Source organism: Mesorhizobium amorphae (assembly GCF_014843845.1).
GTDB classification, from domain to species: Bacteria; Pseudomonadota; Alphaproteobacteria; order Rhizobiales; family Rhizobiaceae; genus Mesorhizobium; species Mesorhizobium amorphae_A.
The window spans coordinates 200,676-222,992 of sequence record NZ_JHQS01000060.1 but is presented as its reverse complement, the minus strand read 5'-3'; the positions used below and the strand labels follow the sequence as shown (position 1 = coordinate 222,992).

The following is a 22,317-nucleotide window of genomic DNA, read 5'->3' as shown; positions in this document are numbered from 1 at the left end:
TCCGGGCAAACGCCGTAACAAATGCCTATCTTGGTGCGAATATGAGGTTGCAATCAACAACGAGCCGTCAAGGCCGAGGAGATTCTTCATGGACACCCACACCTACCCCGTTACCCGCACCGACGCCGAATGGCGCGCCCGGCTGACTCCGGAGCAATTTGCCGTCATGCGCAACCATGGCACCGAACGTCCCGGAAGCTGCGCCCTGCTCTACGAGAAGCGCGCCGGTACCTTTTCCTGCGTCGGCTGCGACCAGCCCCTGTTCGAATCCAAGCTGAAGTTCGAGAGCGGCACCGGCTGGCCGAGCTTCAACGACCCGGTGCCGGGCTCCGTCGAGAACACGATCGACCGCAGCTACGGCATGGTCCGCACCGAATGCCACTGCGCCCGCTGCGGCAGCCATCTCGGCCATGTCTTCGAAGATGGCCCGCCGCCGACCGGCCTGCGCTATTGCATCAACGGCGTGGCGCTGAAATTCGAGCCGGCCGCCTGAGCAATTCCAGGAAAAGTGTGAACGGTTTTCCGTCCGGAATGCGTCCGAGCAAAGAGATAGAGCGGCAAGCAGATCAAAATGCAAAAAGGCGGCTTCGGTCGCCTTTTTCTTTGCCGGTAAACAGGCATTCGAGCCTGTCAGACCACGACGACCAGGATCAGCCAAAGCGCGGAACCCAACATCATCAGCGAAGCCTTGGTGCCGCCGGATTTTTCCGCCGTCCGCCAGACGGCAAAGGTCAGGAAGATATTGTAGGGCACTGGCAGGAAATGCACCGCCAGGACCACGGCCAGCGACAGCTTCATCCCGAGCAGGATCAGCGCCACCACCGACAAAGCGATGTTGATCGCCGTGCCGACAAGCACCAGGTCGCGCCAGAACAGCTGGTCGAGCGGCACCAGGCCTTGCCAGCGCGAGCGGAAGAAGCCCAGCGTGCGGCCTGCCTTGCCACCTTCGCCTGCGAAGGGCTCAGGATCACTCATTGCCGCGGTCTTCTTTTTGAAGGCCGCCGACATGCAGAACGCAGCAAACCTGTCGACGCGAGGCGATCATCGGGCACGCGCGAGCCTTCGAATTGAACGTTTGTCATCAAACCGTCGTGAAACCTTCCTACGTCGCCTCTTGTTGGTATCATAGGTAAGGGTATCCTGCCGGAACTGCCGGCCAATCATCCAGTCGCCTGCCAGGGAGGTCTTGAGATGAGCGACAATTTCTACAACGTCCTGTTTCTTTGCAACGCCAATTCGGCGCGATCCATCATGGGCGAGGCCATTCTCAACCGGATCGGCGCCGGCAAGTTCAAGGCCTTCTCCGCCGGTTCGCAGCCGAAGGGCACGGTCAATCCCTATGCGTTGCAACTGCTGGGAAGCCTCAACTACGATACGAGTTTTGCCCGCTCGAAAGGCTGGGACGAGTTTGCCGCGCCTGACGCACCGGAAATGAACTTTGTCTTCACGGTCTGCGACAACACCGCGAACGAGACCTGCCCGATCTGGCCCGGTCATCCGATGACGGCGCTCTGGGCGATACCAGACCCGGCCAAGGCGGCGGGGACCGACGCCGAGATGCACCTTGCCTTCGCCGATGCTTATCGCATGCTGAACAACCGCATCTCGCTGTTCACCAACCTGCCTGTGGACGCGCTCGACCATCTGACGCTGCAAAACCATCTGGACGAGATCGGCCGCGATACGTCGAAGCCGAACTGACCGGGCCAAACCCCGTTTGTGGCCATCGCGATCCCGTCGGGATAGCGGCAGTTGATTCACGAGCCGTCGCTGCCAAGCACTTCGGTCACAGCGCGCTCGAAGCGCGAGCATTCCGTCACCAGCCAGTCGGCCATCGCCGGCCAATTGTCCTCGGCAAAGCAGTTCACGCGCCACAGCGAATTGATGCCGAGCCCCTGGCAACTCTGTTCCGGCCTGAGCTTCAGCCTGTCTTCGATCGCCGGCTGGAACGGCTTCAGCCGCGACCAGACCTCGGTGGCGCCAAACTTCTCATTGCGGCCGAAGAAGACGCCGGCATGGTTCTGCGCCGGCGCGACATACATGGAAAGGACCAGTGCGAAGTCCGGCAGCCCGCGCTGCCAGAACCAGGGTCCGCGCCGGGCCAGCCTGGCCCTTTCTTCCGGATGCCGTTCCGCAAACAGCGCCCAGAAGCAGCGATGCCGGAATTCCGAACCGCGGCGGGCGCCGAAATCGAATTCGCTCATGGTTGGTTCGATGCTCGTTGCAGCCTCATGGATAGCCGAGGCTGCCTTACATCACACCATTATGCTGACATGCAACGGTCACGCCCGGCCATCGCCTGGGAGCGCGGAACCTACCAGCGGTATTTCAGGGACGCGGTCATGTTGCGGCCCTGGCCGAGATAGCAATAGCCTTCGTTGCACACCGTCGCGCGATCATCGGCAATGTTGCGGACGGCAAAGGCCGCGGTGACGCCGTCATACTTCTTGTCGATGGCGCCGAAATCATAGGATGCGGAGGCATCAAGATAGAAGGCCGCGTCATTCTTGCTGGTGTTGGCGGTGTCCGTATAGGTCTCGCTGAGGAACCGCACCCCGGCCCCCACCGACAGGCCCGAAACGGTCGAACTCTGATCGAACGTGTAGTTCGCCCAGAGGGTCGCCACATGTTCGGGCGTGACGGCCGGCGCATTGCCGACACCGTCGCCTGCGGTGATTTCGGCATGGTTGTAGGTGTAGGCGGCGACTACGTCCAACCCGTTCATGATGGCGGCGCGCGCCTCCAGCTCCAGACCATTGCTGGTCACCTCGCCCAGCGAACGGTATGTCCCCAGATTGGCGTCGACGACGACCGGCTTGTTCTTCTCAACAAGATGATAGGCGACCGCCGAGAGCAGCATATCGGTTCCCGGCGGCTGGTACTTGACGCCCAGTTCGAACTGCTCACCTTCCTGTGGCTTGAGGATGCCGCCCGACGCCGACTGGTTGTTGATCGGCTCGAACGAGGTCGCATAGCTGGCGAAAGGCGCGACGCCGTTGTCGAACAGATAGAGGGCGCCGGCCTGGACGCTGAAAGCGTCCTTCTTCACATCCTCGGAGCCGTCGCTCAGAAGCTGAACGCGGGTCTGCTCGACCCAGGTCTGGCGGCCGCCAAGCGTGAAGCGCCATTTGTCCATTTCGATCTGGTCCAGCACATAGAGGCCGGTCTGGCGCAGATCCGCGTCGGACTGCATGAAAGTGTAATCCGGCGTCGGGCCGGAGACACCATAGGTGGGGTTGGCGATGTCGAAGTCGTAGGCCGGATTGGTGACGAAGTCCAAGCCGTAGCCGAAGGAAGACGTCACGTTCGTATAGTCGAGACCGAAGAGCACTGTATGCGCCAGCGGCCCGGTGTCGAACTTGGCTTCGAGTTGGTTGTCGGCCTGGAAGACGTTCATCTCGTCGCGGATCGAGCTCGCGCCGCGATGGGCGACGGTGCCCGTCCAGTCATAGATGCCGAGATAGCGCGATCTCAGGTCCAGATGCGAATAGCGAAGGTTCTGTCGAAACGTGATGCCGCCGTCGAACTCATGCTCGAACTTGTAGCCGATCTGCTGCTGCCGCACCTTCTGGTAATCGTAGTCCGGATCGCTGGAGCGCAGCTGGAGAATCTTTCCCGACGGGTCCTTCACGGCGCCGACGTCGGTGTCGGTCTCGTCAGCCTGCACCAGCCCATAGATCGTAAACGACGTGGCGGCATCCGGAGACCAGGTCAGCGAAGGCTGAAGGAAATAGCGGTCGTCGGCGATGTCGAAATTGGTTTCGCCGTTCCGTGCCAGGCCGACGACCCTGTACAGGAAATCGTTGCTGCCCTCCTGAACCGGGCCGCTGAAATCGAATGCGGCCTGCGCCCTGTCCTGCGTTCCGTAGAGCAGCTCCACCTTGCGGATCTTCTCTTCGGTGGGAAGTTTCGACACCTTGTTGATGATGCCGGCGGGCGTGCCGGCACCGTAGAGGACGGACACCGGCCCCTTGATCACCTCGACGCGCTCGAGCGAATAGGGGTCGGTGCGGAAGGTGCCGTAGTTCATGTATGGCTGGCGCAGGCCGTCCTTGTAATCGCCGATCGTCGTCGTGCTGTAGCCGCGAATGTAGATCTGGTCGAAACGCGGATCGAAGCCATAGGCGCCGGTGGTCACGCCCGCCGAGTAGCGGACCGCCTCGATGATGTCCTGTGCGCCGCGCTGCTCCATCTCCTTGCGCGTCACCACCGAGACGGAGCGCGGCGTCTCGATCAGCGGCGTGTCGGTCTTGGTTGCGCCGGAGCTGCGCTTGGCGACGACCGTCTTGCTGTCATCCTCGGATGCGCTTTGGGCGGCCTTGTCGCTCACCGTGATCTGCTCCAGCACCGTCGTGCCGCCCGATGCGGAAGCGCCGCTTTCCTGCGCCGCCGCATGACCTGCGCAAAGCAGCGTCGACAGGCAGGCGATCAGCCTTCTCCGGTAAAGGACTCCGCCACGTCCAGCCACGTCGCCACCACGATGAAATGCCATTTCGATATGCCCCACTGCTTCGGCCGCCGCGGACGGCGGTCACCGGACCGCTAATTGTTGACTACTTGAGTCAAGTTCAATGTTGACTGGGAGAGTCATGTTTCTTAGTCAACCGGTCATAGGGCATATGGGAAGGGAAAATGTACCCCTGGCGGGGTGACGAAAGATGCCGAAGGAAGGGCATGTTGCCAACCGACGACGTCGGCCGCCAGCCCAAGGTGGGCGCCGAGATCCAAACGGCATCGGCTGCCCGCGCGCGATACCCTCGCGCGACGATTCAGCTTAGCGAGCTAACGCTAAGACAATAGAAATCGCCACTCAGGCCCCGCTGGCCGTCTCCCAAGCGTTGCCGTCACGACAAGGCTCTGGAGCGTTGAGGCGGGTTCGATCAGTTCGAGTTCGAATTGGAATTCGAGTTGCTGGACGAGCTCGTCGAGGTGCTGGTGCTGGTCGACGTGCTGCCGTTTGTACTTCTGTCGCGGTCGCGATCCCTGTCACTGCTGCAAGACCCGCCGGAGCAGCTCTTCGACGTCGATTTCGACGAGCTGGACGATTTCGAAGTCGATACGGATTTCGTGCCGACAAGGATGATATCGCCCTCCTGCGAAGAGATTTGCCGGCGCTTGCGGCAAAACCGGCGCTGCCTGCGCCGTCAATGCCATGAGCGCCGATGCAGCAAGCGCTGCCGATGCGAATTGCCAGAGACCTGCCATCCCGCATGCTCCTTCCAAAGTCCAGGCACCAGCCGTGGCGGCTGGTGAACATGGAATTTGAACACGTGCCGCGGCTACTTTGAAGTAGGGCATTGGAGCTAAGTCCAGAGATGCTCCTGGCAGAACTCGCCGAGATCTGCGCCTGACTCAACTCTATCGCCGGAATAGCCCCTTCCTGTGGCCTCCGGCGCGACAGCGCGCTTCGAAGGCTCGGGAGACCATTCCGCGCGGGTCATGCGCGAAGGTAATCGGCTCAAGCCTAGAGCGGTTCAGCTTTTGATAGAATCGCTGCCCCACTCTAAGTATTTGTTTTTACGCAATTCCGGACGGAAAACCGCTACGCACTTTTCCTGGAATTGCTCTAGAAGCCGGCAACCGCGGGAAGGGGACGAAAAGCCTCGGCCCTCCACGGAAAAGCGGACCGGTCTCAGACCATGCCGAGAGCGGCCTTGTAGAGGTCGAGGATGCTTTCCTCTTCCTGCCGCTCGGCCTGATCCTTTTTCCGAAGCCGGATGATCGAGCGCATCGCCTTGGTGTCGAAGCCGGTGCCCTTGGCTTCGGCGAACACTTCCTTGATGTCGTCGGAAATCGTCTTCTTCTCTTCCTCGAGCCGCTCGATGCGCTCGATGAACGCGCGCAACTGGCCGGCGGCAACAGTCTGGCTGGTCTCGGTGATGTCGTCGGCCATCTTTCTCTCCGCGTCTTTTCGGCGCCGCGCTCAGGCGATTCTCGCCGCGGCAAATTCGAGCGGGTTCGATGCCCGAGCGGGCGGCGCGGGTCAAGCCGTTATCGACGCGACATGAAGGGTTGGACACATCCTAAGGTGTATTGAGATTCAGGCCGAGTCGGAGTCGAAGACGGACGCGAAGCGGCCAAACAAGATGGTTTCCGAGAACCGGAGCGGAGCGTACTAAAAGTACGTGAGCACCGGAAGCGCAGGAAGCCGGCGTTTGCAGGCCGGCATCACCTGAATATCGACACGCCTTAGCCGAAGGCGATCAGCAGATCCTTCGCATCGATCTGGTCGCCGGCCTTGACCAGCACCTCGACAACGGTGCCGTCGCGTTCGGCATGCAGCGCCGTTTCCATCTTCATCGCCTCGATGGAGAGCAGCACGTCGCCGGCCTTGACCGCCTGGCCGGCGGCAACGGCAAGCGCGGAGACCACGCCCGGCATCGGCGCGCCGACATGCGCCTCGTTGCCCGGCTCGGCCTTGCGCCGCGCCTTGGCCGCCGACGCGCCATGTGCGCGATCCGGAACCTTCACGCGGCGCGGCTGGCCATTGAGCTCAAAGAACACGGTGACCATGCCCTTCTCGTCGACGTCGCCGATCGCCAGGCAGCGCACCACCAGCGTCTTGCCCTTTTCGATGTCGACGAAAATCTCGTCTTCCGATTTCATGCCGTAGAAATAGGTCGGCGTCGGCAACACGCTGACCGGCCCATAGATCTCCTGCGTGGCGGCGAAGTCGGAGAACACCTTCGGATACATCAGCCAGGAGGCGAATTCGTATTCGCTGAGCTTGCGTTCGAGCTTCTGCTCGATTTCCTTGCGGCTGGCCTTGAGATCGGCCGGCTTGAGCAACGAACCCGGCCGCGCCGCGATCGGCTTGTCGCCCTTCAGCGCCTTCTTCTGCAGCTTCTCGGGCCAGCCGCCGGGCGACTGGCCGAGATCGCCGCGCAGCATCGACACCACCGAGTCCGGGAAGGCGATGTCCTTGTTCGGGTTCTCGACATCGGCGACGGTCAGATCCTGGCTCACCATCATCAGCGCCATGTCGCCGACGACCTTGGACGACGGCGTCACCTTGACGATGTCGCCGAACATCAGATTGACGTCGTGATAGGTCTGCGCCACCTCGTGCCAGCGTGTTTCGAGCCCCAGCGAGCGCGCCTGCTCCTTGAGGTTGGTGAACTGTCCGCCCGGCATCTCGTGCAGGTAAACTTCCGAAGCCGGTCCCTTAAGGTCGCTCTCGAACGCGGCATACTGGTTGCGCACCGCTTCCCAGTAGAACGAGATGCTGCGGATCCATTGCGGGTCGAGGCCGGGGTCGCGCTCGGTGCCCTTCAGCGCCTCGACGATCGAGCCGAGGCAAGGCTGCGAGGTGTTGCCCGAGAAGGAATCCATCGCTGCGTCGATGGCGTCGACACCGCTTTCAACCGCCGCCAGCACCGTCGCCGCCGACAGGCCCGACGTGTCGTGCGTGTGGAAATGGATCGGCAGGTCGGTCTCCTCGCGCAGCGCCTTGAACAGCACGCGCGCGGCACTCGGCTTCAGCAGCCCGGCCATGTCCTTGACCGCAATGATATGCGCGCCGGCGGCCTGTAGTTCCTTCGCCAGCCCGACATAGTATTTGAGGTCGTATTTGGCCCGCGCCGGATCGAGGATGTCGCCGGTGTAGCACATCGCGGCTTCGATCAGCTTGCCTTCGGCGCCGACCGCGTCCATGGCGACGCGCATGTTCTCCACCCAGTTCAGGCAGTCGAAGACGCGGAACAGATCGACGCCGCCGCTAGCCGCTTGGCGGACGAAATGCTGCACGACATTGTCGGGATAGTTGGTGTAGCCGACGCCGTTGGCGCCGCGCAGGAGCATCTGCAGCAAAAGGTTGGGCGCCGCCTCGCGCACCAGCGACAGCCGCTCCCACGGATCCTCGGTGAGGAAGCGCATGGCGACGTCGAAGGTCGCACCGCCCCAGCATTCGAGCGACAGCAATTGCGGCAAAGCGCGCGCATAGGTGCCGGCAATACCGGCGATGTCATGCGTGCGCATGCGGGTGGCGAGCAGCGACTGGTGCCCATCGCGCATCGTCGTGTCGGTGACCAGAACCTCTTTCTGCGCACGCATCCAGGCCGCGAATTTCTCCGGACCGAGCGCATCGAGCTTCTGCTTGCTGCCGCCAGGCACCTTGCCGTTGAGATAGGGCACCACCGGTGCCGCCGCATCGGCCTTGGGCATGGGGCGGCCGCGCGTCTCGGGATGGCCGTTGACGCTGACATCGGCCAGATAGTTGAGCAGCTTGGTCGCGCGGTCCTGGCGCTTGACCTGCTGGAACAGCTCGGGCGTCGTGTCGATGAATTTGGTCGTGTAGGAATTGTCGGCGAAGCTCGGGTGATTGATGATCGCTTCGAGGAAGGTGAGGTTGGTTGCCACGCCGCGAATGCGGAATTCGCGCAGCGCGCGGTTCATGCGGGCGATGGTCTCGGCCGGCGTCGGTGCCCACGCCGTCACCTTCTCCAGCAATGGATCGTAGAAGCGGGTGATGACTGCGCCCGAATAGGCGGTGCCGCCGTCGAGGCGGATGCCGAAGCCGGTGGCGCCGCGATAGGCGGTGATGCGGCCATAGTCCGGGATGAAATTGTGCTCGGGGTCTTCCGTGGTGATGCGGCACTGCAGCGCGTGGCCGTTCAGCCTTATGTCCTTCTGCGCCGGCACGCCCGATTCCGGCGTGCCGATGGCGAAGCCGTCGAGGATGTGGATCTGCGCCTTGACGATGTCGATGCCGGTCACCTGCTCGGTGACGGTGTGCTCGACCTGGATACGCGGATTGACCTCGATGAAATAGAACTTGCCGGTGTCGGCGTCCTGCAGGAACTCGACCGTTCCGGCGCCGATATAGGCGGTCTCGCGCGCGATCTTCAGCGCATAGCCGCACAGTTCCTGGCGCAGCGCCTCGCTGAGATAGGGCGCCGGCGCGCGCTCGACGACCTTCTGGTTGCGGCGCTGGATCGAGCAGTCGCGCTCGAAGAGGTGCACGGCGTTGCGATGCGTGTCGCCCAGCACCTGCACCTCGACATGGCGGGCGCGCTCGATCAGCTTTTCGAGATAGACCTCGTCCTTGCCGAAGGCGGCCTTGGCCTCGCGCTTGCCTTCCATGACCTCGCGGGCGAGATCGGCCTCGGAGCGGATGGCACGCATGCCGCGGCCGCCGCCGCCCCACGATGCCTTCAGCATCACCGGATAGCCGATGGTCTTGGCGAGCGCCTTGACTGCCTCCATGTCGTCCGGCAGCGGCTCGGTGGCCGGCACGACCGGCACGCCGACCTCGATCGCCAGATTGCGTGCCGCGACTTTGTTGCCGAGCCGGCGCATCGTCTCGGGCTTGGGTCCGATGAAGGTTATGCCGGCCTCGGCGCAGGCCTCGGCGAACTCAGGGCTTTCCGACAACAGCCCGTAGCCCGGGTGGATGGCGTCGGCGCCCGACAGCCTGGCGACGCGGAGCACCTCTTCGATCGACAGATAGCTTTCGATCGGCCCCATGTCCTTGCTGAGATGCGGCCCGCGCCCGACCTGGTAGCTTTCGTCGGCCTTGAAGCGGTGCAGCGAATATTTGTCCTCTTCGGCCCAGATCGCCACGGTTTTGAGGCCAAGCTCGTTGGCCGCGCGGAAGACGCGGATGGCGATTTCGGACCGGTTGGCGACAAGGATCTTCGTGATGGCCAAGGACTGCGCTCCAAAGGCGGAGAGGATGGGGGCTGCCGCAATGATTAACGTGAAAATGCTGCAGTGCAAACGGATTCGCGCGACATCTAAACCGATTTAAATGGTTTGTTCGCGCCAGCAATGAAAAATGCCCGGCGCGGTGCGCCGGGCATTTTCCAATTTCAGACGTTTGCCGGCTTATTGCTCGAAGTAGGAGTACTTGCCGTCGTCGCCCTTCTTCCAGGTGTACATGACGTAGTCCGGGCGGGTGATGTCGCCCTTGGCGTCATAGCCGATGTCGCCGATGGCCGTCGTCCAGGGGCCGCTCGACTTGATCGTCTCGGCGACTTTCTGGGCATCGTCGGCCGAGCCGGTCTTGGTGATAGCCGCCGCGATGATCTGTATCGTGGCGTAGGAGTAGAGCGTGTAAGCCTCCGGCTCGAAACCGGCGGCGCGGAACTTCTCGACAAGCTCCTTGGCGTTCGGGTTCTTGCGCGGATCGGGAGCGAACGTCATCAGCGTGCCTTCGACGGCGTCGCCGGCGATGGAGGCCAGTTCGTTCGAGACGATGCCGTCGCCGGACATGAACTGGGCCTTGAGGCCCTGGTCGGCGAGCTGGCGTATGATCAGGCCGGCCTCGGTATGCAGGCCGCCATAATAGACGACGGAGACGCCGGCTTCCTTCATCTTGGCGATGAGCGCCGAGAAGTCCTTGTCGCCGACATTGATGCCTTCATACATGGCTTCGGTGACGCCATTGCCGTTGAGCGCCTTCTTGGTTTCGTCGGCAAGGCCCTGGCCATAAGGCGTCTTGTCATGGATGAGCGCGATCTTGGCGTCCTTGAAGTTCTTGGCGACATAGTCGCCGGCAACCTTGCCCTGCTGGTCGTCGCGTCCGCAGGTGCGGAACGTGTTCCACATGCCGCGTTCGGTGAACTTCGGATTGGTCGCGGCAGGCGTGATCTCGAGGATGCCATTCTCGGCATAGACTTCCGACGCAGGAATTGAGACGCCCGAATTGAAGTGGCCATCGACGAACTTGATGCCGTCGGCGACAAACTTGTTGGCGACCGAGATGCCCTGCTTCGGATCCGACACGTCGTCACCGACGCTCAGCTTGAGTTGCTGGCCGAGGACACCGCCGGCCGCGTTGATGTCAGCGACGGCCTGCTCTGCGCCCTTCTGCAGCTGGGCGCCGAAAGCGGCGTTCGGGCCGGTGATCGGACCGGCGACGCCGATCAGGATGTCAGCCCACGCGCTGCCGCTGAACGCGATGAACGCGGTCAGGGCCACGGCGGACAAGAGTGACTTTTTCATATAAACGCTCCCATTTACGGAGTGGGCGTGGATGACACTTTCATGCGATGCCCACCCTTATCGCAGAAAGCTCAGTTTGCCGATTTTCAGGCACTTGTCACGCCGATTCATCCCCGAAGCGGCGTTAATCATGAACGTCAACCCTTCGGTTTCCAGCTCAAAAGCGATGCTCTTTCGTAGAGCCAATTATACTGCGTCACCATCTGGTTGGTGCGCGTGTACTGGTAGCCGATGAAGCCCAGTATCATCAGCACGATTGTATCGACGATGTAGTAATGCAGCGAGAACATCGTGCCGTCGAACAGCGCGTGATGGATGAACCTGATGCCGATGCCGAGGCCCAGCATGTAGAGGAACAGCTGGAAGAAGCTGCGCCAGGTCTGCGCGCTCGCCCTCCCCGTCATCCATGCGGCCCAGCCGCCGAGCAGGCAGGTGACGAAGAAGAACTGCCAGATCGAGGGTTCCTCATAGAGAATGCCCTGCATGATTGATGTCTCCTGAACTCAGTGGTGTCCGCCTTCGAGATAGGCGGCGCGCACTTCCGGATTGGCGAGCAACTCCTTGCCGGTGCCGCTCATCGTCACATTGCCGTTGACCATGACGTAGCCCCGAGCGGCGAGCTTCAGCGCGCCGAAGGCGTTCTGCTCGACCAGGAATACGGTCAGCCCCTGGGTGCGGTTCAATTCGCGGATGGCGTCGAATATCTGCTTGACGATCAGCGGCGCCAGCCCCAGCGACGGCTCGTCGAGCAGGAGCAGCTTCGGCCGTGCCATCAGCGCGCGTCCGATCGACAGCATCTGCTGCTCGCCGCCCGATAGCGTGCCGCCGCGCTGGGCGATGCGCTCCTTCAGGCGCGGGAACAGCGTGAACACCTTCTCGACATCCTCATCATAATATTTGAGGTTGTCGAGGCTGGCGCCCATCTGCAGGTTTTCCATCACCGTCATGCGCGGGAAGATGCGGCGACCCTCCGGCGACTGGGCGATGCGCATGCGCGCGATTTCGTGCGTCGGCATCTGCGTGATGTCGGTGCCGGAAAAGGTGATCGTGCCGGCACGAGCCCGCGGCGCGCCGAAGATGGTCATCATCAGCGTCGACTTGCCGGCGCCGTTGGCGCCGATCAGCGCCACGATCTCACCCTGGTTGACGCTGACGTCGACGCCGTTCAGCGCCCGGATGTTGCCGTAGTAGGTCTCGACGCCCTTTATATCGAGCAGCGTTGTACCGGCCATTACTTACGCCCTCCGCGCGGCTTGGGTGTCGACCCGGTCGGCTTGGCCGTGGCCCGCTCGGCAGGCTTTCTTGGCGCGGCATTGGCCTTTGCATCGACCTGCTCTGCTTTCGAGGCGCCCTTCGACACCGTGACGCGCTCGCCCTCGCTATGGCCGATCGTGTCGGTCACCGGTCCGGCGAGAAACGAAGACGACGTGCCCGGGCCGTGCGCGGCGTCGGGGCCAGTGTCCAGCTGCTCGATGACGTCCTCGTCGCCGACCTCGATCAGCACCGTCTCGACCTCCTCATCGTCAACGCCGAGATAGGCGGCGATGACGCGCGGGTCGGTGCGCACCGATTGCGGACTGCCGTCCGAGATCTTGCGCCCGTATTCGAGCACCACGACATGGTCGGAAATCTGCATGACCACCGACATGTCGTGTTCGATCAGAAGGATCGAGGTGCCAGTGTTGTTCTTGATGTCCATCAGCAGCGCATTGAGCGCCGCCGATTCCTTCGGATTGAGGCCCGCGGCCGGCTCGTCGAGGCACAGAAGTTCCGGCCCCGTGCACATGGCACGCGCGATCTCCAGGCGCCGCTGCGCGCCATAGGGCAAATCGCCGGCCGGATCGTCGGCGCGATCCACGAGATTGGCCTTTTCCAGCCAGTGCTTGGCCAGGTCGATCGATTCGGCCGATGCCTTGCGGTAGCTCGAGAAGCCGAACAGGCCAAGCATCGTATAGCCCGACGCCTTCATCAGCTTGTTGTGCTGGGCGACCAGAAGGTTCTCCAGCAGCGTCATGCCCGAGAACAGGCGGATGTTCTGGAAGGTACGGGCCACCTTGGCGCGTGCCGGGATCTCGTGGTTCGGCAAGCGCTCGAGCAGGTAGCTCGAGCCGTCAATCCGGTTGAGCGTGATCATGCCTTCCGACGGCTTGTAGAAGCCGGTGATGCAGTTGAACACGGTGGTCTTGCCGGCGCCGTTCGGGCCGATCAGCGCGGTGATCTCGCCGCGCCTGGCCTGGAAGGACAGGTCGCCGATGGCGATCAGGCCGCCGAACTTCATCGACAAATGTTCGACCTGCAGGATGAAGTCGTTCGTGGAAGGGCTCGCACTCATCAGCCGTGACCTTCCTTGGTGAAGGAGCCCGATACCGCTTTTCGCTCCTTGAGGAAGGCGGTCGGCTCACGGCTGCCGACAAAACCGCGCGGCTTCCACAGCATGACGATGACCATGGCCATGCCGAACAACAGCATGCGGTAGAGTTCCGGCGTGAAGTCGGGACCGAACACCACCTTGAGGAAGTTCAGCTCGCGCAGGATTTCGGTGCCGCCGATCATCACCAGCGCCGCCACCGCGATGCCGCCCAGCGACCCCATGCCGCCAAGCACGACGATGGCCAGGATGATCGCCGATTCCAGGAAGACGAAGGATTCCGGGCTGACGAAGCCTTGCCGCGCGGCGAAGAAGGAGCCGGCGAAGCCACCGAACATGGCGCCGGTGGCAAAGGCGGTGAGCTTGGTGGTGGTGGTGTTGATGCCGAGCGAGCGGCAGGCGATCTCGTCCTCGCGCAGCGCTTCCCAGGCGCGGCCGACCGGCAGGCGGCGCAGCCTGATGGTGACGAAGGCAGTGAGGAAGCAGAGACCGAGGATCAGATAATAGAGGAAAATCTTGTAGTAGGCGCCCGACTGGGCGATGCCCAAAACCTTGGCAATGTAGTTCGGGTCAGAAACGTTGAACGACATCAGGCCGAAGAACGTGACTTTCGGGATACCGGAGATACCGGCCGAGCCGTTGGTCACCTCGCGCCAGTTGATCAGCACCAGACGGATGATCTCGCCGAAGGCCAGCGTTACGATCGCCAGATAGTCGCCGCGCAGCCGGAGCACCGGAAAACCGAGCATCACGCCCCAGAACGCGGCCATCAGGCCGGCAGCCGGCAGCAGGATCCAGAACGACAGGCCGAAATGCGTGCCGAGCAGCGCATAGGCATAGGCACCGACGGCATAGAAGGCGACATAGCCGAGATCGAGCAGGCCGGCGAGGCCGATGACGATGTTCAGCCCCCAGGCCAGCATCACATAGATCAGGATCTGGATGCCGAAATTGTCGACCCATTTCAGCGAACCCTGGAAGCCGAACATAAGCACGATCACCACCGGATACAGCAACAGCACGGCAACGCCGATCTGGTTGAAGTTTCGGCGTACGAAGCCGGGCGCAGTTGCGGCCGCCGCTGGCGCCGCGGCCTTTTGCGCCTTGGCCCGTTCCATCGCCGGCTGCGCATAGCCGACATAGACGAAGCGACCGACGGCGGTGGCGATGACGACGATGGCAAGGAGGCCCCAGCGTTGCAACAGGATCAGCTCGTTCGAGATGTTCTGGTCGGTCTTCAGGCCGATGAACAACACGAACAGGCCGAGCGCGATGGCGCCGGCATAGAGCGCCTCGCGGAAAGCGCGCTGCACGGGAGTGGCGACGACGTCGCGCTCCGGAGAGACGGTGACTGCCATGAGCTCAGACCTTTTCGACTTCTGGCCGGCCCAGAATGCCGGAAGGCAGGAAGATCAGCACGATCGCCAGGATGGAGAAGGCGGCGACGTCCTTGTAGTCGATCGAGAAATAGGCCGACCACATGCTTTCAATGAAGCCGATCAACAGCCCGCCGAGCACGGCCCCGGGCAGCGAACCGATACCGCCGAGCACGGCTGCGGTGAAGGCCTTCACGCCCGGCACGAAGCCGTCGGAGAACACCACGACGCCGTAATACATCAGGAACAGCGTGCCGGCGACGGCGGCAAGGGCCGCGCCCATGATGAAGGTGATGGAGATGGTACGGTCGACGTCGACGCCGAGCAGCGCCGCCATCTTGCGGTCCTGCTCGCAGGCGCGCTGCGCCCGGCCAAGCGAGGTCTTGTTGACGAGATACCAGAAGATCGCCAGCAGGATTGCCGTGACCAGAACGATGATGATCTGCTTCAGCGACACGCTGACGCCCTCGATCGTGTAGACCTTGGACACCAGCGGCGGGATCGGCTTGTTGCGCGGCCCTTGCGTCACCTGGACGAAGTTGGACAGCGCGATCGACATGCCGATCGCGGTGATCAGCGGCGCCAGCCGGAACGAACCGCGCAGCGGCCGGTAAGCCACCTTTTCGATGGTCCAGTTGTAGAGGCTGGTCAGAAGCATCGCCACGATCATCATGATCAGCAGGGCGATGACGACCGGCACTGAATAGAACAGCGCGCCGAGGATGAGAAAGACGATGAGGGCGGTGAAGGCGCCGACCATGAAAATGTCGCCATGGGCGAAATTGATCATGCCGATGATGCCGTAGACCATCGTATAGCCGATTGCGATCAGCCCATAGATCGATCCCAGCGTCAGCCCGTTGATAAGCTGCTGGACGAAGTACTGCATACTGCCGTGGCTCCCCTGGAATGTCGCCTTTGTGGACGCATTCCTTTTCGTATTTCCCCTAGTCGTAAAGTTTCGAGCCCGGATTGCAACGTGATTTTTCAATCGTCGAACGTGTTTTGCCGGCACGCCATCCGATCGCCCGTTTTTTCGCTATCCGACCCCTGGACTATCGCGGACCCTATCATTGGCATAACGCAATGTCTTTGACGATTCAGCCGTATCATGCACGCCATTTCGAAGAAATCGCCGTCAAAATTAGGTGATGGGCAGGATCGTTGCGCCGGCCAAGGCCGTCCCGTTTGCGCTCTTGCTGTTCCGCTTGGTCAGGATTCTCCCTGTTTGACGACGAACCATGCGCCAACGGGTCGCAGTCGTCGATGAAGATGGTGTTCAGTCCAGTCATGCGCGCCCAGCCGCCGATAGAGGGGATGATCGTGCGGCAAGGGTCAGTAAGCCGAGCCGCCGTCCCGACCGAGAACGTGCCGCTCGGTGCCGTTCAACGGGGGATTGAATACACTGACCAGGACCATGTCGCTGGCCGCGTCCGCACGCAAATAGTGCTCGTCATGTTCGTCGAGCACATAGATCGTGCCCGGCTCGATTCGGTGCACCTGGCCGGACATGTCTTCGACCTCGCCCGCGCCGGCGATGCAGTAGCAGGCCTCGAAATGCCTCCGGTAGTGCAGGCGTGATTCGCTGCCTGCACGCACAATGGTATGGCAGACGGTGAAGCCCATGCCGTCCTGCTGCGTCAGCAGGCGATGGCTTGTGCCATTGCCCCAATCGACGAAGAAGTCAGTTTTTTCTACATCAGTCAGTTGTCTTGTAAACACGATCGTTCCCTCCAAAGGCATTAGTTTGGCCAACGAATGCCGCAGCGAAGGCAGGATTTCAAATGATTGCTTCTCACACGATATGTTAGTAAATTTTACAAATGGACTACATCCCACTGAATGCCGTTCGCGCTTTCGAGGCGGCTGCCCGCCATCTGAGCTTTTCGGCTGCCGGCGAAGAGCTTCACGTCACCCATCCCGCCATCAGCCACCAGATCAGGCGGCTGGAGGAATGGCTGGGCGTCTCGCTCTTTCACCGGGATGCCCGCAAGGTCCGCCTGACGGAAGCGGGGGTGATCCTGCAGGCCTCGGCGAGCGGCGCGCTTGCCGAACTCGGCGCCACGTGCCGCCGAATACGACGCAATGCCGGGCTTGAGACGTTGTCCGTAGGCTGTATTCCATCCATCGCCAGCCGCTGGCTGGTGCCGCGTCTGTCGGACTTCACCGCGCGTCATCCCGGTATCGGCATGAGGGTCGCCTACGCCAAGGCCGATGAGAGGCTCGGCGACGGCCAGAACGATGTGCTGATCACGCTCGGTGCCGATCCATCTCCCGACGTCACCAGCCTAAAGCTGTTTTCACGCTTCAATCGGCCGGTGTGCAGCCCGCACTATCTCGCAGGCAGGGAGCATCTGCGCACGCCGGCCGGCATCGCCGTCGCCGACCTTCTGCACGACGAGACTCGCCAGGGCTGGCGTGAATGGTTTCTGGAGGCCGGATTGCCCGGGGTCGATGTGGGAAACGGACCGGTTTTTGCCGACTTCAACATTCTTGCCACGGCGGTCATCGCCGGTCACGGCGTGGCGCTCTGTCCGGTCGAGGTTTTTCGCGACGAGTTGAGGCGCGGCGACCTGATCGTTCTGTCGGAGGTCGCGACAAACCGCGACAAGGGCTACTTCCTGACGATGTCGGCGCAAGCCTCACCGGCAGCGCTCAAGTTCGCCGACTGGTTTCGCCAGGAGGTTTCAGCCGACAAAGAATCTCAGGCCGGCCCAATCGACGTCACTTGACGATGAACCCATGCGCGAACGGATCGCGGTCGTCGATGAAGATGGTGTTCAGTCCGGTCATCCGCGCCCAGCCGCCGATCGAGGGGATAATCGCCGGCTTGCCCGCGACGCTGGCTTCCATTTCGACCCTGCCCTTGAACAGCGAGCCGATGATCGATTCATGCACGAAGCTGTCGCCGGCCTTGAGCTTGCCCTTGGCATGAAGCTGCGCCATCCGCGCCGAGGTTCCGGTGCCGCAAGGTGAGCGGTCGATTGCCTTGTCGCCGTAGAAGACGGCATTGCGTGCATCCGCTTCAGGGTGTGTCGGCTTGCCGGTCCACAGCATGTGCGACAGCCGGTTGATGCCCGAATTCTCGGGATGCTCGAATGTATACTTGTCGTTCAGCCGTTGCCGCACCACCGGGCTCCAGGCGATGAGGTCGCCGGCGGAATGATCGGCCATGTCGCGATAATTGTCCTGGGGCTCGACGATGGCGTAGAAATTGCCGCCATAGGCGACGTCGACCTTGATCTCGCCGAGCTGCGGACATTCCACCGTCAGGCCCTCGGCATAGAGGAAGGATGGCACATTGGTGATGCGCACCTCCTCGACATACTCGCCGACCTGTTTGTACTCGGCGATGACCAGGCCGGCCGGCGTGTCGAGCCTCAGCACCCCCGGTGTCTTCGGCTTGATCAGCCCGTGCTCGATCGCCATCGTCACCGTGCCGATCGTGCCGTGGCCGCACATCGGCAGGCAGCCCGAGGTCTCGATGAACAGGATGGCGATGTCGCAATCCTCGCGCGTCGGCGGGTAGAGGATCGAGCCCGACATCACGTCGTGGCCGCGCGGTTCGAACATCAGCCCGGTGCGGATCCAGTCATATTCGGCAAGGAAATGCGCGCGCCGCTCCATCATCGTCGAACCCTGGAGCAGCGGCCCGCCGCCGGCGACCAGCCGCACCGGATTGCCGCAGGTATGGCCGTCGATGCAGAAGAAGGATTGCTTGGCCATGACGTCTCCTGGAACTCAAAACCGTTGTGGACTGAAAGGCGCGAGATCGATCGGCGGAGTCTGCCCGAGAAGCAGATCGCGGATCAAGCGGCCGGTGGCCGCCGACTGGGTCAGGCCAAGATGGCCGTGGCCGAAGGCATAGACGACAGATGGGCTGTTCCGGGCACCGCCGATGACCGGCAGCGAATCCGGCAGCGACGGCCGGAACCCCATCCATTCGCGACCGCCGGCGGGATCGAGTCCGGGCAGGAAGGCTTTCGCCTTTTCCAGCATGGCCTTCGAGCGGGCGAAATTCGGCGGCCGCTCGATGCCGCCGAGTTCGACCGCGCCACCGACGCGCAAGCCCGTTTCGAGCGGCGTGATGACGAAGCCATGGCCGGAGAAGATCAGTTGCCGCTTCACGTCGAAAGCGGTCTTCGGCAGCGTCGTGTTGTAGCCGCGCTCGGTCTCCAGCGGGATGCGCTCGCCGAGGTTTTTCGCTAGCAGATGCGACCATGCGCCGGCGGCGATGATGAGCTGCCTTGCCCGTCGCGTGGTGCCATCGGCAAGCGTCAGCGTCGCACCGTCCTGACCCGCATCGACACGCTCGATCCGGGTTTTTTCGAAGCGGGCGCCCAGACCCTCGGCATAGGCCCAGACCGCCTTGCCGAGTAGTTTGGGATCGGCGACGGTTTTCCATCCTGGCACAAACGTGCCCCTGACGAAGCGCGGCGAGACCCCCGGCTGCAGGGTTGCCAGCTCTTCGCGCCCGACATGCCGGAAATTGACGCCGAACCGCTGCCGCGCCGTCCAGCCGGCCAGCGCGGCGCCGAACTCGGCCTCACTCTCATAAAGCTCCAGCGAGCCGTCCTCGCGCAACATCGGCCGCGTGCCGGAGCGATCCAGCAGATCCATCCATTCCGCCTCGGCAAGCCGCATCATGCCGACCTGCGCCGCAAGGCTGGCTTCGTAGAGATCGGCCCGCCCGGCGCGCCAGAAGCGGAACAGCCAGGGCAGGAGTTTCGGCAGGTAGGCGGGCGGAATGCTGAGCGGCCCCAGCGGATCGGCAAGCCATTTCGGCAATTGCCGGATCATGCCCTTGTGCGCGAGCGGCAGCACGTCGGAAAAGGCGAAGGCGGCGGCATTGCCGGAGCTCGTCTCCTCGCAAATGCCGGTCCGATCGAAGATCGTGACGTTTCTCCCCGCCTCGGTGAGATAGGCGGCGGCACAGATGCCGATGATGCCGCCACCGACGATGGCGATATCTTCTCCTTCTCCCTGTTCACGGGGAGGTGCCCGAAGGGCGGATGAGGAGCGGCACCCTTCTTCTGCCGATTTGGAATTTCCTTGCACGTGGGCCCCTTATCAGGCTGCCGCCATTTTCTAAGAGATTACTTAGAACTGCGGCAGCTTCGGCCGCCCTGCCAATGCGTCCTTGACGATCTTCTCGACCGCCTTGCGGCGCTCGCCCGACAGCGGCTGGCGCGGCATGCGCACGCGGTCGTTGGTTTGAATAGCAAACACTTCCGCCAGCTTGATGTTCTGCACCAGATAGGTCGACACGTCGAGGTCGAGCAGCGGCCGGAACCAGCGATAGATGGAGAGAGCCTCCTCGCGGCGACCCTGCTTCATCAGCTGGTAGATCGCCACCGTCTCGCGCGGGAAGGCGGTGACCAGCCCGGCCACCCAGCCGATCGCGCCCACCGACAGCGCCTCGAAGGCGAGATTGTCGACGCCGGTGAACAGGTCGTAGCGGTCGCCGAGGCGGTTGATGATCTCAGTCGAGCGACGAATGTCGTCGGAGGATTCCTTGATGGCGACAAAGCGCTTGTCGGCCGCCAGTTCCTCCATCTGGTCGACGGTAACGTCGACGCGGTAGGCGAGCCGGTTGGAGTAGATCATGACCGGCAGGTCGCCGGCCTCGGCGACGGCGCGGAGCGCCGCGACCGTCTCTTCCTCATTGGTGTGATAGATCGGGCTCGGCACGACCATCAGTCCGTTGGCGCCTTCCTTGGCGGCGCGGCGCGCGATGCTGGCCGCCTCGCGGGTGCCGGCCTCGTTGACCGTCAGCAGCACCGGCTTCTTGCCGGCGACCTTCTGTGCCGTCTTCAGCACCTCGATCTTCTCGTCATGCGACAGCATCGGCCCTTCGCCGAGCGAGCCGCAAACGATGATGCCGTCGCAACCGGCCTCCATCTGTAGCGTAAAGCAGCGCTCCATCTCGGCATGGTCGAGGCGGTCGTCCTCGGTGAATTTGGTCGTGACGGCGGGGAAAACTCCGGTCCACATAGCTATCTCTCCATCTGATATATCAGTGATATATTTAACAAGAAACCCGCTGTCAATGCGGAATCTGTTATGATATATCTAAAATATATCAGAGGGCGCGATGGCATTGTGGGATGATATATCTGGCTCCGAGCCAGCGGCGGCGAAGGCCTACCGCATGCTTGAGCACATGATCGTGACGCTCGAACTGGCGCCCGCCAGTTTCGTCACCGAAGGCGCGCTGATCGAACGCCTCGGCCTCGGCCGCACGCCGGTGCGCGAGGCGATCCAGCGCCTGGCCTGGGAAAGTTTGCTCGACGTCCGGCCGCGTGCCGGCATCGCCATTGCTCCGCTCCATCCCGGCGATTGGCTGCGCGTCCTCGACGCGCGTCGCGGCGTCGAGGTGGTGCTGGCCCGCTCGGCCGCCCGCTTCGTCACCCGCGAGGCTGCCGACCTGTTTCACGAAGCCGCACTCGCCATGCAGAAGGCGGTGATCTCGGGCAACGTGCTGGCCTTCATCCAGGCCGACAAGGCGCTCGACGAGGCGCTGGCGCTGGCCGCCGACAACCCGTTCGCGGCGCGGCTTGCCGCACCCCTGCAGACCCACAGCCGCCGCTTCTGGTTCCGCTACAAGGCCGATACCGGGCTCGCCGAATCGGCCGAGCACCACGTCGCGCTGATCCGCTCGATCCTCGATGGCGACGAGGAATCCGCCGCCAAGGACGCCAAGCGGCTGATGGCGCTGCTGCGTGGCCATGCCGAGACGGCGGCGACGCGATAGACAAATCGGAATCAGCGTTCGGCCGGCTCCTTTTGCGCCGCCCATTTCAGCAAAGCATCGAGGGCCGGGCATAGCGCCTGGCCCCAGTCGGTCAGGCAGTACTCGACTTTCGGCGGCACCTGGTGATGCACGATGCGGTGCACGGTGCCGTCGGCCTCCATCTGCCGCAGCTGCTGGATCAGCATCTTCTGCGAGATCGCCGGGATCGCCCGTTCGAGATCGGAAAAGCGCAGCACCTTGCCGCCGAACAGGTGAAACAGGATCACCAGTTTCCAACGGCCTTCCAAAATGCGCAGCACATTCTCGACGCCGCTCGCCGCGGACGACGGCGTTAGCCCCTCATCATCACCTTCGGGCCCGTCCTTACTTTCAGGTAAGTACCTTACTTTTTCGTCGGTTCTTGTCATTTCTTCAGCATATCTCATTTTAGGGCCCGGACAAGCGCCGCGGACGTCAGGTCGACAGCGGTAATCGGAACCGGAGACGAACCCATGACCGTAAAACTTCCCAGCCTCTGGTGGATTATTTTGCCGCCAAGAACAGGCATGACATCGACGGGATGCTCATCCCCTTCTCGCCGGACGCCACGGTCCGTGATGAAGGCGAAACCCATCAGGGGGCAGTGGCCATCCGTGACTGGATGGAAGCAACCACACGCAAATATCGGGTGACGGTCGAGGTTGCCGACGCGACGGTCGATGGCCATGCATGGCGGGTCGCCGGCATCGTGTCGGGCAATTTCCCCGGCAGTCCGGCGACACTCCATTACAACTTCACGCTGGCCGACCAGGGGATCACGCGGCTGGAGATCGGCGCATGACGATGCAGCCGGCGAGGCCATCGTTCATCGGCTTTGACGGCGGGCGCGCAAGGCA

Annotated in this window: 21 protein-coding genes and 2 pseudogenes; 6 read left to right on the top strand and 17 right to left on the bottom strand. The window is 62.6% G+C overall.

Going from position 1 to position 22,317, the window contains the following annotated elements; translation table 11 throughout:
* Window positions 1-88 precede the first annotated feature (88 nt).
* Window positions 89-493 carry a peptide-methionine (R)-S-oxide reductase MsrB gene (gene msrB, locus DH08_RS26145; RefSeq protein WP_192182023.1) on the top strand — a complete coding sequence of 135 codons (405 nt, stop codon included), beginning with the start codon at window positions 89-91 and terminating at the stop codon, window positions 491-493.
* Between the two features lie 137 nt (window positions 494-630).
* On the opposite strand, the gene DH08_RS26140 is transcribed toward msrB, so the two are convergent.
* Entirely contained in the window at window positions 631-975 is a 345-nt protein-coding gene (locus DH08_RS26140; protein WP_192182022.1) for a hypothetical protein, read from the bottom strand.
* Window positions 976-1,191: 216 nt separating this feature from the next.
* On the opposite strand from DH08_RS26140, the gene DH08_RS26135 reads away from it, so the two are divergent.
* On the top strand, window positions 1,192-1,701 hold the full coding sequence (locus DH08_RS26135; protein ID WP_192182021.1) for an arsenate reductase ArsC: 510 nt from the start codon (window positions 1,192-1,194) through the stop codon (window positions 1,699-1,701).
* Between the two features lie 56 nt (window positions 1,702-1,757).
* Here the strand turns inward: DH08_RS26135 and DH08_RS26130 are convergent, their stop codons facing one another.
* Window positions 1,758-2,204, bottom strand: coding sequence for a hypothetical protein (locus tag DH08_RS26130; protein ID WP_192182020.1), 447 nt, complete (start codon window positions 2,202-2,204; stop codon window positions 1,758-1,760).
* 110 nt (window positions 2,205-2,314) lie between these two features.
* Entirely contained in the window at window positions 2,315-4,492 is a 2,178-nt protein-coding gene (locus DH08_RS26125) for a TonB-dependent siderophore receptor (RefSeq protein WP_192182019.1), read from the bottom strand.
* 437 nt (window positions 4,493-4,929) lie between these two features.
* Here DH08_RS26125 and DH08_RS26120 point away from each other — a divergent pair, with 437 nt between their 5' ends.
* On the top strand, window positions 4,930-5,253 hold the full coding sequence (locus DH08_RS26120; RefSeq protein WP_192182018.1) for a hypothetical protein: 324 nt from the start codon (window positions 4,930-4,932) through the stop codon (window positions 5,251-5,253).
* Window positions 5,254-5,632: 379 nt separating this feature from the next.
* Here DH08_RS26120 and DH08_RS26115 read toward each other — a convergent pair whose 3' ends face one another.
* The 10 genes and pseudogenes from DH08_RS26115 to DH08_RS26070 form a co-directional block, all read right to left on the bottom strand.
* On the bottom strand, window positions 5,633-5,893 hold the full coding sequence (locus tag DH08_RS26115) for a DUF2312 domain-containing protein (protein ID WP_006204859.1): 261 nt from the start codon (window positions 5,891-5,893) through the stop codon (window positions 5,633-5,635).
* Window positions 5,894-6,189: 296 nt separating this feature from the next.
* On the bottom strand, window positions 6,190-9,648 hold the full coding sequence (gene pyc, locus DH08_RS26110; RefSeq protein WP_192182017.1) for a pyruvate carboxylase: 3,459 nt from the start codon (window positions 9,646-9,648) through the stop codon (window positions 6,190-6,192).
* Between the two features lie 177 nt (window positions 9,649-9,825).
* Entirely contained in the window at window positions 9,826-10,944 is a 1,119-nt protein-coding gene (locus DH08_RS26105) for a branched-chain amino acid ABC transporter substrate-binding protein (RefSeq protein ID WP_192182016.1), read from the bottom strand.
* Between the two features lie 137 nt (window positions 10,945-11,081).
* Window positions 11,082-11,429, bottom strand: coding sequence for a DUF6867 family protein (locus tag DH08_RS26100; RefSeq protein WP_006204856.1), 348 nt, complete (start codon window positions 11,427-11,429; stop codon window positions 11,082-11,084).
* Window positions 11,430-11,447: 18 nt separating this feature from the next.
* Window positions 11,448-12,176: an ABC transporter ATP-binding protein gene (locus DH08_RS26095; protein ID WP_192182015.1), complete on the bottom strand. Its 729-nt coding sequence runs from the start codon at window positions 12,174-12,176 to the stop codon at window positions 11,448-11,450.
* A 14-nt stretch (window positions 12,177-12,190) separates the two neighbouring features.
* Window positions 12,191-13,276 (bottom strand): annotated as a pseudogene (locus DH08_RS26090) (ABC transporter ATP-binding protein); the annotation flags it as partial.
* A complete protein-coding gene (gene livM / locus DH08_RS26085; protein WP_192182013.1) occupies window positions 13,276-14,670 on the bottom strand; it encodes a high-affinity branched-chain amino acid ABC transporter permease LivM in 1,395 nt (464 codons plus the stop codon). The gene livM and the pseudogene DH08_RS26090, both read right to left, overlap by 1 nt.
* Before the next feature lie 4 nt (window positions 14,671-14,674).
* Window positions 14,675-15,577 (bottom strand): branched-chain amino acid ABC transporter permease, encoded by a 903-nt coding sequence (locus DH08_RS26080; RefSeq protein ID WP_192182012.1) that lies wholly within the window; start codon window positions 15,575-15,577, stop codon window positions 14,675-14,677.
* A gap of 349 nt (window positions 15,578-15,926) precedes the next feature.
* Window positions 15,927-16,016, bottom strand: a pseudogene (locus tag DH08_RS37215) (proline racemase family protein); the annotation flags it as partial.
* 7 nt (window positions 16,017-16,023) lie between these two features.
* Window positions 16,024-16,410, bottom strand: coding sequence for an ectoine synthase (locus DH08_RS26070; RefSeq protein ID WP_192182011.1), 387 nt, complete (start codon window positions 16,408-16,410; stop codon window positions 16,024-16,026).
* Window positions 16,411-16,511: 101 nt separating this feature from the next.
* Here DH08_RS26070 and DH08_RS26065 point away from each other — a divergent pair, with 101 nt between their 5' ends.
* On the top strand, window positions 16,512-17,420 hold the full coding sequence (locus DH08_RS26065; RefSeq protein ID WP_192182010.1) for a LysR substrate-binding domain-containing protein: 909 nt from the start codon (window positions 16,512-16,514) through the stop codon (window positions 17,418-17,420).
* Here DH08_RS26065 and DH08_RS26060 read toward each other — a convergent pair.
* From DH08_RS26060 to DH08_RS26050, 3 genes are read right to left on the bottom strand one after another with little or no spacing between them, the layout of a single operon-like run.
* Window positions 17,413-18,414: a 4-hydroxyproline epimerase gene (locus DH08_RS26060; RefSeq protein WP_192182009.1), complete on the bottom strand. Its 1,002-nt coding sequence runs from the start codon at window positions 18,412-18,414 to the stop codon at window positions 17,413-17,415. The two genes, DH08_RS26065 and DH08_RS26060, sit on opposite strands and share 8 nt — an antisense overlap.
* Window positions 18,415-18,429: 15 nt before the next feature.
* A complete protein-coding gene (locus DH08_RS26055; protein ID WP_192182008.1) occupies window positions 18,430-19,746 on the bottom strand; it encodes an FAD-dependent oxidoreductase in 1,317 nt (438 codons plus the stop codon).
* Window positions 19,747-19,788: 42 nt separating this feature from the next.
* Window positions 19,789-20,682, bottom strand: coding sequence for a dihydrodipicolinate synthase family protein (locus tag DH08_RS26050; RefSeq protein ID WP_192182007.1), 894 nt, complete (start codon window positions 20,680-20,682; stop codon window positions 19,789-19,791).
* Window positions 20,683-20,782: 100 nt separating this feature from the next.
* Here DH08_RS26050 and DH08_RS26045 point away from each other — a divergent pair, with 100 nt between their 5' ends.
* Complete coding sequence (locus DH08_RS26045) at window positions 20,783-21,442, top strand: GntR family transcriptional regulator (protein ID WP_192182006.1); 660 nt, start codon at window positions 20,783-20,785, stop codon at window positions 21,440-21,442.
* 11 nt (window positions 21,443-21,453) lie between these two features.
* On the opposite strand, the gene DH08_RS26040 is transcribed toward DH08_RS26045, so the two are convergent.
* On the bottom strand, window positions 21,454-21,849 hold the full coding sequence (locus DH08_RS26040; RefSeq protein WP_192182005.1) for a winged helix-turn-helix transcriptional regulator: 396 nt from the start codon (window positions 21,847-21,849) through the stop codon (window positions 21,454-21,456).
* A 110-nt stretch (window positions 21,850-21,959) separates the two neighbouring features.
* Here DH08_RS26040 and DH08_RS26035 point away from each other — a divergent pair, with 110 nt between their 5' ends.
* Complete coding sequence (locus DH08_RS26035) at window positions 21,960-22,262, top strand: nuclear transport factor 2 family protein (RefSeq protein WP_345892447.1); 303 nt, start codon at window positions 21,960-21,962, stop codon at window positions 22,260-22,262.
* Window positions 22,263-22,317 lie beyond the last annotated feature (55 nt).

Bases quoted from the DNA above. Each gene is read 5' to 3' on its own strand.
- DH08_RS26050 (WP_192182007.1), bottom strand. From the start codon at position 20,682: ATGTGGACCGGAGTTTTCCCCGCCGTCACGACCAAATTCACCGAGGAC.
- DH08_RS26045 (WP_192182006.1), top strand. From the start codon at position 20,783: ATGGCATTGTGGGATGATATATCTGGCTCCGAGCCAGCGGCGGCGAAG.
- DH08_RS26080 (WP_192182012.1), bottom strand. From the start codon at position 15,577: ATGCAGTACTTCGTCCAGCAGCTTATCAACGGGCTGACGCTGGGATCG.
- DH08_RS26135 (WP_192182021.1), top strand. From the start codon at position 1,192: ATGAGCGACAATTTCTACAACGTCCTGTTTCTTTGCAACGCCAATTCG.
- DH08_RS26100 (WP_006204856.1), bottom strand. From the start codon at position 11,429: ATGCAGGGCATTCTCTATGAGGAACCCTCGATCTGGCAGTTCTTCTTC.
- DH08_RS26130 (WP_192182020.1), bottom strand. From the start codon at position 2,204: ATGAGCGAATTCGATTTCGGCGCCCGCCGCGGTTCGGAATTCCGGCAT.
- msrB (WP_192182023.1), top strand. From the start codon at position 89: ATGGACACCCACACCTACCCCGTTACCCGCACCGACGCCGAATGGCGC.
- DH08_RS26105 (WP_192182016.1), bottom strand. From the start codon at position 10,944: ATGAAAAAGTCACTCTTGTCCGCCGTGGCCCTGACCGCGTTCATCGCG.
- DH08_RS26095 (WP_192182015.1), bottom strand. From the start codon at position 12,176: ATGGCCGGTACAACGCTGCTCGATATAAAGGGCGTCGAGACCTACTAC.
- DH08_RS26140 (WP_192182022.1), bottom strand. From the start codon at position 975: ATGAGTGATCCTGAGCCCTTCGCAGGCGAAGGTGGCAAGGCAGGCCGC.
- DH08_RS26040 (WP_192182005.1), bottom strand. From the start codon at position 21,849: ATGACAAGAACCGACGAAAAAGTAAGGTACTTACCTGAAAGTAAGGAC.
- DH08_RS26125 (WP_192182019.1), bottom strand. From the start codon at position 4,492: ATGGCATTTCATCGTGGTGGCGACGTGGCTGGACGTGGCGGAGTCCTT.
- DH08_RS26060 (WP_192182009.1), bottom strand. From the start codon at position 18,414: ATGGCCAAGCAATCCTTCTTCTGCATCGACGGCCATACCTGCGGCAAT.
- livM (WP_192182013.1), bottom strand. From the start codon at position 14,670: ATGGCAGTCACCGTCTCTCCGGAGCGCGACGTCGTCGCCACTCCCGTG.
- DH08_RS26115 (WP_006204859.1), bottom strand. From the start codon at position 5,893: ATGGCCGACGACATCACCGAGACCAGCCAGACTGTTGCCGCCGGCCAG.
- DH08_RS26065 (WP_192182010.1), top strand. From the start codon at position 16,512: ATGGACTACATCCCACTGAATGCCGTTCGCGCTTTCGAGGCGGCTGCC.